Source organism: Kocuria sp. APC 4018 (assembly GCF_030407675.1).
Taxonomy (GTDB): Bacteria; Actinomycetota; Actinomycetes; order Actinomycetales; family Micrococcaceae; genus Kocuria; species Kocuria rhizophila.
The window spans coordinates 1-10,429 of sequence record NZ_JASDCY010000078.1; the positions used below are offsets into that span (position 1 = coordinate 1).

The 10,429-nt window shown below is 71.1% G+C and carries 11 protein-coding genes; 5 read left to right on the forward strand and 6 right to left on the reverse strand.

The features are described from left to right. Window positions 1–122: 122 nt before the first annotated feature. From QL985_RS11135 to QL985_RS11150, 4 genes are all read left to right on the forward strand, one after another. Window positions 123–1,445 (forward strand): MATE family efflux transporter, encoded by a 1,323-nt coding sequence (locus tag QL985_RS11135; RefSeq protein ID WP_290147872.1) that lies wholly within the window; start codon window positions 123–125, stop codon window positions 1,443–1,445. A gap of 182 nt (window positions 1,446–1,627) precedes the next feature. After that, on the forward strand, window positions 1,628–2,617 hold the full coding sequence (locus tag QL985_RS11140; protein WP_191871895.1) for a universal stress protein: 990 nt from the start codon (window positions 1,628–1,630) through the stop codon (window positions 2,615–2,617). 51 nt (window positions 2,618–2,668) lie between these two features. Further along, a complete protein-coding gene (locus QL985_RS11145; protein ID WP_191871893.1) occupies window positions 2,669–3,559 on the forward strand; it encodes a universal stress protein in 891 nt (296 codons plus the stop codon). A gap of 185 nt (window positions 3,560–3,744) precedes the next feature. Beyond that, on the forward strand, window positions 3,745–4,740 hold the full coding sequence (locus tag QL985_RS11150) for a TPM domain-containing protein (RefSeq protein ID WP_191871891.1): 996 nt from the start codon (window positions 3,745–3,747) through the stop codon (window positions 4,738–4,740). A 42-nt stretch (window positions 4,741–4,782) separates the two neighbouring features. On the opposite strand, the gene QL985_RS11155 is transcribed toward QL985_RS11150, so the two are convergent. From QL985_RS11155 to pdxS, 6 genes are read right to left on the reverse strand one after another with little or no spacing between them, the layout of a single operon-like run. Continuing rightward, window positions 4,783–5,520 carry an amino acid ABC transporter ATP-binding protein gene (locus tag QL985_RS11155; RefSeq protein WP_259905553.1) on the reverse strand — a complete coding sequence of 246 codons (738 nt, stop codon included), beginning with the start codon at window positions 5,518–5,520 and terminating at the stop codon, window positions 4,783–4,785. Continuing rightward, window positions 5,513–6,187, reverse strand: coding sequence for an amino acid ABC transporter permease (locus QL985_RS11160; RefSeq protein ID WP_019309736.1), 675 nt, complete (start codon window positions 6,185–6,187; stop codon window positions 5,513–5,515). Before QL985_RS11160 ends, QL985_RS11155 begins: the two co-directional genes overlap by 8 nt. Continuing rightward, complete coding sequence (locus QL985_RS11165; RefSeq protein ID WP_259905552.1) at window positions 6,184–7,020, reverse strand: transporter substrate-binding domain-containing protein; 837 nt, start codon at window positions 7,018–7,020, stop codon at window positions 6,184–6,186. The genes QL985_RS11160 and QL985_RS11165 overlap by 4 nt, the downstream gene beginning before the upstream one ends. A 14-nt stretch (window positions 7,021–7,034) precedes the next feature. Then, a complete protein-coding gene (locus QL985_RS11170) occupies window positions 7,035–8,168 on the reverse strand; it encodes a PLP-dependent aspartate aminotransferase family protein (RefSeq protein ID WP_259905551.1) in 1,134 nt (377 codons plus the stop codon). A 59-nt stretch (window positions 8,169–8,227) separates the two neighbouring features. Beyond that, window positions 8,228–8,944: a pyridoxal 5'-phosphate synthase glutaminase subunit PdxT gene (gene pdxT, locus QL985_RS11175; protein ID WP_259905549.1), complete on the reverse strand. Its 717-nt coding sequence runs from the start codon at window positions 8,942–8,944 to the stop codon at window positions 8,228–8,230. Next, on the reverse strand, window positions 8,941–9,870 hold the full coding sequence (pdxS, locus tag QL985_RS11180) for a pyridoxal 5'-phosphate synthase lyase subunit PdxS (RefSeq protein ID WP_019309740.1): 930 nt from the start codon (window positions 9,868–9,870) through the stop codon (window positions 8,941–8,943). The genes pdxT and pdxS overlap by 4 nt, the downstream gene beginning before the upstream one ends. A gap of 151 nt (window positions 9,871–10,021) precedes the next feature. Between pdxS and QL985_RS11185 the strand changes: the two genes are divergently transcribed. Continuing rightward, window positions 10,022–10,429 (forward strand): AAA family ATPase (locus QL985_RS11185; RefSeq protein WP_290147870.1); only part of this gene is annotated, 408 nt, incomplete at its 3' end.

Sequence of the window (10,429 nt, forward strand, 5' to 3'; positions counted from 1 at the left end):
CCGACGCCCCTCTTCCCGCCCCAGGCGACCACGCGGCATCGTCCCGAGCTGCGACCTCGCCGGGGAGCGGCGGGGGCGCGCCGGGTGACCCCGCGGCGTCGGCTCCTTCCAACGCCCCGGGTCTGAACCGGCAGATCCTCGCGCTCGCCGTGCCCGCGTTCGGGGCGCTGATTGCGGAGCCGCTGTTCCTGCTCGCGGACTCGGCGATCATCGGGCACCTGGGCACTGCCGAGCTCGCCGGTGTGGGGATCGCGTCCACCCTGGTGCAGACCGTGGTGGGGCTCATGGTGTTCCTGGCCTACAGCACCACGCCCGCGGTGGCGCGCCATCTCGGGGCGGGGCGGCTGGCGGACGCACTGCGCGTGGGTCGGGACGGGCTGTGGACCGCCGCCGGGCTGGGCATCATCCTGGCGGCCGTGGGCGCTGTGGTGATGCGGCCCCTGCTGCGCGCGATGGGTGCGCAGGGGGAGGTGCTGGACCACGCGACGTCGTACGCGCTGTGGTCCCTGCCCGGCCTGGTGGCCATGCTGATCGTCCTCGCGGCGGTGGGGGTGCTGCGCGGGCTGCAGGACACCACCACCCCGCTGCTTGTCGCCGGCGTGGGTGCGGCGGTGAACGCGGGACTGAACTTCGCCCTGGTCTACGGCGCGGACCTGGGGGTCGCGGGTGCGGCGATCGGCACCAGCATCACGCAGTGGGGCATGGCCCTGACCTACCTGGTGATGCTGGGGCGCCGGTTCCGCGCGGAGGGCGTGGCGGTGCGGACCAGCTGGGAGGGGATCCGCGGACACCTCACCGTGGGCTCGTGGCTCATGCTGCGCACCCTGTCCCTGCGGGTGGCGATCCTCTCCACCGTGGTGGTGGCCACCGCGCAGGGTGCCGAGAACCTGGCCGCGTACCAACTGACCATGACGATCTTCAACTTCCTGGCCTTCGCCCTGGACGCGCTCGCCATCGCCGCCCAGGCGCTGCTGGGCAAGGAGCTGGGCGCCCGGGACGTGAGCTGCCAGGAGGACCGGGACGCGGTGCGGCTGCTCATGCGGCGGCTGCTGCGCTGGGGGCTGGGCTTTGGCATGGTCACCGGGCTGCTGGTGGGCGTGCTGGGGCCGCGGCTGGGCTTCCTCTTCACGGACTCGCAGGATGTGCAGGCACTGTTCGGCGTCTCCCTGCTGGTGGTCGCGGTGGGCCAGCCGGTCGCGGCGTTCGTGTTCGTGCTCGACGGCGTGCTGATCGGCGCCGGGGACGCCCGTTACCTGGCCCTGGCCGGGGTCGTGAACCTGGTGGTCTACCTCCCGCTGCTGTGGGCCGTGGCCCAGTGGGGCGGCACCGGAGCCGCCGGGGCGGTGTGGCTGTGGCTCGCGTACGCCGGGGGCTACACGGGGGCCCGCGCGGCGACCCTGGGGTGGCGAATCCGCGGTTCGCGCTGGATGCTCGCCATGGCGTGAGGGCGGCGCGGTGCCGCTCCGGCCCCGTGGAAGCGCGGAGGGTCCGGGAGGTGCCGACGCGTGGAGGTGCGGCGGGGCAGAGTGCCGGGCCGAGCGGCGTCGTGCGCCGGGGCGGCCCACGAGCACCGGGACGACGTGTGGTGAACCGTTCCGTTCCCAGCTCGCGGGACTACTGTTAAGGCATGAACAAAGACGTTCGCAACACCTCGTCCACCGCTCCCGTCCTTGTGGGCATCGACGGATCGGAGATCGCCCTGCGGGCTCTCGACCGTGCGCTCGCGGAGGCCCGTGCCCGCAATGTTGGCGTGCGCCTGCTCGGCGCGTTCCCCGTGGCCATCGTGGGGGAGCCCGAACTGGAGGCCCGCTACCGGGACGCCGTCAGCCAGGAGTGCGAGAACAACCTGCTGGCCGCCGTGGAGCACGCCCGGCAGCAGGATCCGGAGGTCCCGCTCGACACGGTCACCGCCGAGGGCGACGCCGCCCGCTCCGTGCTGCGCGCCGCCAAGGACTGCTCCCTGGTGGTCATGGGCAAGCGCGGCCGGGGAGGCGCCCTGCGCGGCCGTCTGGGCTCGGTCTCCAACGCGGTGGCCGCTCACAGCCCCGTTCCCGTGATCGTGGTCCCGCCCGGGGCGCAGCAGGACTCCTCGGACCAGGAGCAGGCCCGCTCCGAGGCCCAGGAGGCACGGGACGTCCAGCTCACCGAGCAGCAGGAGAAGGCGCGCGTCCCCGCGTCCGAGACGGACTTCTCCGGGACCGTGGTGGTGGGCGTGGACGCCGCCGGGGACGAGAACCCCGCGGTGGCCCAGGCCATCGAGTACGCCACGTCCCACGGTCTGGGGCTCAGCCTGGTGTCCGTGAACGGGGCGCTGTCCGGAACGCCCGAGTGGTTCCAGGACCAGTACAACCAGACCTACTACTTCGAGGAGTCCCTCAAGAAGCTCTCGGCGCTCGCGCGCAGCATCGCGGAGCGGGCACCCGGCGTGCAGGTCTCGGACTACGCGTTCCTGGGCCGCCCGGGACGCGTGCTCGTGCAGGCCTCCCGCACCGCGGACCTCGTGGTGGTGGGCTCCCGCGGGGTCGGCGGGTTCACCGGCCTGCTCATGGGCTCCGTGTCCCAGGCCGTGCTGACCGGCGCCGCCGGACCCGTGATGGTGGTCCCCAGCAAGCGCTGAGCCCACCCCGGCACATTCCCCTTCCCGATCGAGACAAGCAGGTGCAGATTCATGACACAGAACATCGTGGTGGCGTACGACGGCTCCGACCACAGTGAGCGCGCCCTGGACTGGGCGATCGCGGAGTCCCAGCAGCGGCAGCTGCCCGTGAAGATCGTGCTCTCCACGGGGCGCCAGACCGGGCTGGACCAGTCCCTCTACGGGGCCTTCGCGGAGGCGCTGCAGGAGGAGTCGGAGAAGCTCGCCAAGCACGCCGTGGAGAAGGCGCGGACCGCGGGCGTGACCGCCCAGGGCATCATCGAGCGCGGCGACGCCGCCGGGGTCATCGTCTACGAGGCGCAGGACGCCGACATGGTGGTCATGGGCAAGCGCGGCCACCACGGTGTGCGTGGCCGGGTGGGCTCGGTCTCCGCGGCCGTGGCCTCCCACGCCAAGGTCCCGGTGGTCATCCTCCCGGAGAGCTGGAACCCCGAGGAGCGCGAGTCCCGCCCCGAGGGCGAGAGCTTTGCCGGCTGCGTGGTGGTGGGCGTGGACAAGCTCGGCACCGAGAACGCCGCGGTGCCGCTGGCCGCCCGCTACGCCACCGAGCACGGCCTCACGCTCGCGGTGGTCAGCGTGGTCCCCACCACCAGCTACCTGCCCATGAACTCGTACGAGCTGGACCGCGCCGTCCAGGAGCAGCTCAAAGCACCGGCGAAGGAGCTCACGGAGTCCGTGGCGCAGGAGCTGCGCGGCGACTTCCCGGACCTGGAGATCGTCACGCGCGTGCTGGACGGGCGCCCCGCAGACGCGCTCGTGGACGCCTCGCACACCGCGGACCTGATGGTCATGGGCACGCGCGGCTACGGCGGCTTCCGCGGTCTGCTCATGGGGTCTGTCTCCCAGGCCGTGCTGGCGGACGCGGACTCGCCGGTGATGGTGGTTCCCAGCGCACGCAGCTGACGCGCACGACGCCGCACGGCGGGCTCACGCGGGCCGGTTCCCTGGACCAGGGGGCCGGCCCGCGGTCGTGTCCGGCGGGGCGCCGCGCCGAGGGGCTTCCGGATGTGGTCCGGGACACGGCGCGCACGTAGCCTGGACGGCACGAAGCGGCGCACCGCGCCGGACGCCGAGCCCGGGAGGATCCCGTGACCACCTCGAAGACTGCCCTGTCCCCTGCGAGGCGCATGCTGCTCACGGCAGCACTGGGCGCCGTCCTCGTGGCGGGCTCCACGCTTCCCGCCCAGGCCATGGAGGTTCCACCGCGCCCGGCCGAGGGCGCGGTTCAGGACCAGGCGGACCTGCTGACCACGCAGGAGGAGGCGGACCTCAACCGGCTGATCGGGGACAAGAACGGTGAGAACGAGTACATCCGCGCCGCAGTGCTCACGGTGAACGACACCCAGGGCGAGGACATCGAGGAGTTCTCCCGGAAGGTCGCCACTGACTGGGGCGTGGGTGAGGACGGCCGCAACAACGGCGTGCTCGTGGTCGCGGACATGGGCGAGCGGGAGCTGCGCATCGAGGTGGCGGACGGCGCCCGCGAGGTGCTCTCGGACTCGGATGCCGAGAAGATCATGGAGCAGGAGCTCGAGCCCGGGTTCCAGGACGAGGACTACGCCGGCGCGTTCACGGACACCGTCACGGAGGTCTACGACCAGGCGAACCCCCAGGCTGCCGCGGACCGGGAGGCCAAGAGCAACACCATCATGGCGGTGGTGCTCGGCGCGCTCGGACTGGGCGGCGTGGTGACCGCTCTGCTCGTCTGGGGTCACACCCGCCGCACCAAGAAGATCCGTGAGCAGGCGGACCGGGAGATCGAGCAGTTCCAGCGCGAGCACCCGGAGGAGAACATCACGGAGGGCATGCGCCGTGCGTACTACCGCTACCGCGAGCAGAACCGCAAGGCCCCCGGGCTCAACGACACACCCGGCACCGCCAAGGACAAGGACGGGGTGGAGCGCGAGGTGCAGTACGCGCCGTCGTTCCAGTCCTGGCTGCCGCTGTACGTGATGTACCCGTCCGTCTACAGCGGGGCCTCGCACTCGTCCGATTCCTCGGGATCCAGCTACGGCGGAGGCGCGTCCACCTCGTTCGGCGGCGGTGGCGGCTTCACCGGCGGCGGGGCGTCCGGCAGCTTCTGAGCACACCCGCATCCGCGCACCGGGGTGGGCGTGCGGGTGCGCTCAGACGGCGTCGAAGACGTTGAGGTAGCGCCGGATCCGTTCGTTGCCGGACGCGAAGAAGTCCTCCGGTGCGCCGTCGAACCCCACGCCGCCGTCCGCGAGGAACACGATCCTGTCCGCGACCCGGCGTGCGAAGCCGATGTTGTGGGTGACCACCACCAGGGAGCGGCGCTCGCGGGCCAGCTCCACCATGACCTTGATGACCTCGGCCTCCAGCTCCGGGTCCAGCGCGGAGGTGGGCTCGTCGAACAGCAGGTAGTCCGGCTCCACCGCCAGGGCCCGGGCGATCGCCACGCGCTGCTGCTGACCGCCCGAGAGGTTGTCCGGGTACTCGTCCAGCCGGTGCGCCATGCCCACCTTGTCCAGCAGCTCCTCGGCACGGGCGCGGGCGGCGGCCCGGTCGGTCTTGCCGTTGAGCACCGGGGGCATGGCCACGTTGTCCCGCACGCTCTGGTGGGGGAACAGGTTGTACCCCTGGAACACCATGGCCGAACGGCGGCGGATGGCGGAGACCTGCTTCCGGGTGAGCGTCCCGCCGAAGGTCACCGAGTCCCCGTTGATGCTCAGGCTGCCGGACTCCGGGATCTCCAGCAGGTTCATGGTGCGCAGCAGGGTGGACTTCCCGGACCCGGACGGTCCCAGCACCACGGTGGTCTCACCGTCCCGCAGGGACAGCGAGATGCCCTTCAGCACTGGGGTGGCGCCGAAGCTCTTGGAGACGTCGCGCAGCTCAAGCATGGGGGCTCCTCACGTAGCGGTTGGACGCCCGCTCCAGGCGGGACTGCAGGAAGGACAGGACGGTGAAGATGGCCAGGTAGATCACGGCCACCTCCGTGTAGAGCGCGAGCGGTTGGAACGTGGTGGCCGCGATCTGGCGGCCCACCTGGAACACGTCCGCCAGGGTGATGACCATGACCAGGGACGTGCCCTTGACCAGGTCGATCAGGTCGTTGCCCAGTGGGGGCAGCGCGATCCGCAGCGCCTGGGGCGCGATCACGTGGCGGACGGTCTGCCACCCCGTGTAGTTCAGGGTCCGGGCGGCCTCGAGCTGGCCCCGCGGGATGGACTGCACGGAGGCCCGCAGGGTCTCCGCGGCGTAGGCGCCGGTGTTGAGGGTGAACGCGATGATCGCGGACGTCCACGCGGAGAGCGTGATCCCCGCGGCCGGCAGGCCGTAGAAGATGATGAACAGCTGCACCAGGATCGGGGTGCCGCGGAACAGCCACACGTAGAAGCGCGAGACCCACTGCAGCGGCAGGATCCGGCTCAGGCGCATGGTGGTGGCGAGCACCGCGACCACCAGGGCCAGCACGAAGGAGACGATGCTGAGCGGAATGGTCACCGTCACGGTGGCCGCCAGCAGCTGGGGCAGGGAATCGGCCCATAGGCTCAGGAAATCTGTCATGGCTCCGGGGTGAGGTCGGTGGACACGTACTTCTCGTAGATCTTCTTCAGATCTCCGTTGTCCATGTGGGTGGTCAGGGACGCGTCCACGGCCGACCGCAGCCGCGGCTGGTTCAGGGGCATGAGCACCGCGGACTCCGAGGGCTCGCCGAGCGCGCCGTCCAGGAGGCGGATCTCGGCGTCGGGGCGCTGGTCGAAGAAGGACTGGAAGGTCACGAAGTCGTTGCCGGTCATGTCCACGCGGCCGAAGGTCACCAGCATGACCGCTTCGTCGAAGCCCGTCACGGGCACCAGCTGGGCGCCCTCCTGGGCCATGGTCTGGCCGAAGTTGGAGGTCTCCGTCTGGGCCGCGGTGTGCCCGGGCACCTGGTCCACGGAGGTCAGCGGGGAGTCCTTGGCGACCCCCACCCTCCCCTCGGAGACCGCGTAGGGGATGGAGAAGTCGAACTTCTCCTTGCGCTTGTCGGTCGGGGCGATGTTGTTGAGCACCAGGTCGTAGCGCCCGGCGTCCACCCCGGCGATCAGCGAGTCCCACTGGGTCTCCACGAACGTGGCGCGCACACCGAGGTCCCGGGCGATCAGCTCCGCGATCTCCTTCTCGAAGCCCACCAGGGCCCCGGAGCCGTCGTGGTAGCCGTAGGGGCGGAACGTCCCCTCCATGCCGATGCGCACCTCGCCGGCGTCCTGGATCCGCCGCAGGGCGTCCTCGGCGGGCGCGGTGGCGGAACCGTCCGGAGCCCCGGGCTCCGAGGAGCAGGCCGCGAGGACGGCACTGAGCCCCACCAGGCCGGTGGCGCCGAGGACGGCCCGCCGGGTCGGTCGGTGCGGTGACATGGCGATCCCCGTGCTCAGGCGGCGTCGAGGGCCTGGGCGAGGTCCGCGAGCAGGTCCTCGACGTCCTCGATGCCCACGGCCACGCGCAGCAGGTTCTCGGTCAGGTGGGCGGTCTCCCTGTCCTCGGGGGAGTACGCCCCGTGGGTCATGGAGGTGGGGAGGCAGATCAGTGACTCGATCCCACCCAGGCTCACGGCGAATCCGAAGATCTCCAGTGCGCCCAGGAACGCCCGGACGTCCTTGCCCGGCACGAGCTCGAACGAGAACAGCCCCCCGGGGCCGTCCGCCTGGGACTCCTGGATCCGGGCCTCGGCGTCGTCGTACGAGCCCGGCACGAGAACACGCGCCACCTCGGGGCGTCCGCGCAGGAACTCCACGATCTTCCGGGCGTTCTCCTGCTGGCGGTCCAGGCGGATCCCCAGGGTTTTCACCGACTGGATCAGCCGGTACGAGTCGATGGGGGACAGCACCCCGCCCGAGATCATCTGGGCCAGGTGCACCTGCTCGGCCAGGGCGTCGTCGTTCGTGCTCACGACGCCGCCCAGCAGGTCCCCGTGCCCGCCCAGGTACTTGGTGGCGGACTGCACGGTGACGTCCGCGCCCAGCTCCAGGGGACGCTGCAGGTAGGGCGTGAGGAAGGTGTTGTCCACGACCACCTGGGCTCCGTGGCGGTGGGCCAGCTCCACCACGCGGCGGATGTCGGTCACGCGCAGCGTGGGGTTGGAGGGGGTCTCCAGGAACACCATGCGGGTGCTCTCGTCGAAGTCCTCGTCCGTGAGCTGGTTGAGGTCGTCGTGGAAGCGCGTGGTGACACCGCGCTTGGGCAGCTCGATGGTGGCCCAGCGGTAGTTCCCGCCGTACACGGGCAGGCCCATGATGATCGAGTCACCGGAGTGCAGCGTGCCCAGCACGGCGCCCGTGGCCGCCATGCCGGTGGAGAACGCGAACGAGTGCCGCGCCCCCTCGAGGGCGGCCAGCGTGGTCTCGGCGTCGGTGCGGGTGGGGTTGGACCCGCGCTGGTACTCGAACGGCCCCTCCCCGCCCTCGGTGGGCTGCAGGAAGGTGGACGCGGTGTGGATCGGGGGCACCACGGCGCCCAGGGCGACGTCGTGCAGCGCGTGGATGGTGCGAGTGGTGAAGCCTGCCAAGAGATCCTCCGTCGACGTGGTCAAGGGAGTCAGGTCTACACCGTGCCGCCCGGTGTGCGCTACCCGTGTTGCGCCGGATGTCGCGCGGCGTCCTGCAGCAGCAGCCGGTGCAGCGTGGTGTCCCCCATGAGCTCGGGGTGGAAGCTGATGCCCAGGATGTTCCCCTGCCGCACCGCGACCACCGCGTCCCCGTGCTGCGCGAGCACCTCCACGCCCTCCCCTGTACGGGTGACCTCCGGCGCGCGGATGAAGGCCGCCTTCAGGTGGTCTCCCGGGTGCACGACGTCGCTCGGCGGGCCAAGCCACGGCAGGTCCACCTCCGCAGAGGCCACCTGCGAGCCGAACGCGTTGCGGTTCACGCTCACGTCCAGCACACCCAGGGACTGCTGACCCGGTGCCGGGTCCTCGATCCCCGAGGACAGCATGATGAGCCCCGCACACGTCCCGAGCGTGGGCATCCCGCCGCGGATCGCCTCCTGCAACGGCTCGAACAGCCCGAACGTGCGGCACAGCCGGTCCACGGTGGAGGACTCGCCGCCGGGCAGGATCAGCGCGTCGATGCCGTCCAGGTCCTCGGGTGCGCGCACCTTCACGGCACGGGCGCCCAGGGACTCCACGGCTCTCATGTGCTCGACCACCCCGCCCTGCAGGGCGAGTACCCCCACCACGGGGGACGACGCCGCCTCCCCGGCCCGCGGGCCCGAGGTGGAGTGGGCGGCGGTGGCCGGGAGGGCGGCGTCGTCGGTCATGGGGTGCTGCGAGCGGGGCTCGCTCACCAGCCCCGCTCCGCGAGGCGGTGCGGGGCGGGGAGGTCTGCCACGTTGATGCCCACCATGGCCTCGCCGAGGCCGCGGGAGGCGTCCGCGATGCGGGCGGGGTCGTCGTAGTATGCGGTCGCGGCCACGATCGCGCGGGCACGTTCGGCGGGGTTGCCGGACTTGAAGATGCCCGAGCCCACGAACACGCCGTCCGCGCCCAGCTGCATCATCATCGCGGCGTCCGCGGGGGTGGCCACGCCGCCGGCGGTGAACATCACGACCGGCAGGGACCCGGTGCGGGCCACCTCGGCCACGAGCTCGTACGGCGCCTGCAGCTCCTTGGCCTTCACGTACAGGGCGTCCGGCGCGGCGGTGTAGAGCGCCTGCAGCTCCGCGATCTGCGCGCGGATGGTGCGGATGTGCTTGGTGGCCTCGGAGACGTCGCCCGTGCCGGCCTCGCCCTTGGAGCGGATCATCGCCGCGCCCTCGGTGATCCGGCGCAGCGCCTCACCCAGGTTGGTGGCGCCGCACACGAACGGGACGTCGAAGCGGTGCTTGTCGATGTGGTTGGCGTAGTCCGCGGGGGACAGCACCTCGGACTCGTCGATGTAGTCCACCTTGAGGTGCTGCAGCACCTGAGCCTCCACGAAGTGCCCGATCCGCGCCTTGGCCATCACGGGGATGGAGACGGTGTCGATGATGGACTCGATGAGGTCCGGATCGCTCATGCGGGCCACGCCGCCCTGCGAGCGGATGTCCGCGGGTACACGCTCCAGCGCCATCACGGCCACCGCGCCGGCGTCCTCGGCGATGCGGGCCTGCTCCGCGGTGACCACGTCCATGATCACGCCACCCTTGAGCATGTCCGCGAGCCCGCGCTTCACGAGGCGCGATCCGGTCACGGGGGTGGGGTTCTGGGCGGAGGTCTGGGAAGTCTCAGTCATGGGGTCCATCCTGACGCGCGGAAGTGGTCCAGTGACAGGGCCATAATCGACGGGAACGTTTGGTCCAGTTGCCGCTCGGTCGTAGTGGGCAAAAAGTAGGGAAATCGTGGCCGGTATATAAAATTTCCTATACCTGCATAGAATTTCCTGCATGGACCTCGCTGCCAACCCCTACAGCCCCGGCTCGGGCCTGCGCCCGAAAGTCCTCAGCGGCCGCAAGGCGGAAGTCGAGGCCTTCGACCTCCTGATCGCCCGCACCAAGCTGCGCCGCCCCAACCGGGGAATGGTCCTCACCGGGCTGCGCGGCGTGGGCAAGACCGTGCTCCTGAACGTTCTCCGGGCCCAGGCAGACCATCACGGCTGGCTCACGGTCCAGTTGGAGGGTCGTCCGGAGGGACGGGGCCGGGAAGAAGTGAGGGACAGGCTCTCCCGTGAGCTCATCGTCGCCGCCCGGCGGCACCACGGGCGTCACCCGGGACCCCGCTTCGCGGAAGCCCTGGCCACCATCCAGTCCTTCAGCGTCTCGGTGGGCCCCGGTGGGGTGTCCGCAGGGGTGGAT

Excerpts from the sequence above, each read along its gene's own strand:
- QL985_RS11140 (WP_191871895.1), top strand. The coding sequence starts at position 1,628 with ATGAACAAAGACGTTCGCAACACCTCGTCCACCGCTCCCGTCCTTGTG.
- QL985_RS11145 (WP_191871893.1), top strand. The coding sequence starts at position 2,669 with ATGACACAGAACATCGTGGTGGCGTACGACGGCTCCGACCACAGTGAG.
- QL985_RS11155 (WP_259905553.1), bottom strand. The coding sequence starts at position 5,520 with ATGCTTGAGCTGCGCGACGTCTCCAAGAGCTTCGGCGCCACCCCAGTG.
- QL985_RS11160 (WP_019309736.1), bottom strand. The coding sequence starts at position 6,187 with ATGACAGATTTCCTGAGCCTATGGGCCGATTCCCTGCCCCAGCTGCTG.
- QL985_RS11165 (WP_259905552.1), bottom strand. The coding sequence starts at position 7,020 with ATGTCACCGCACCGACCGACCCGGCGGGCCGTCCTCGGCGCCACCGGC.
- pdxS (WP_019309740.1), bottom strand. The coding sequence starts at position 9,870 with ATGACTGAGACTTCCCAGACCTCCGCCCAGAACCCCACCCCCGTGACC.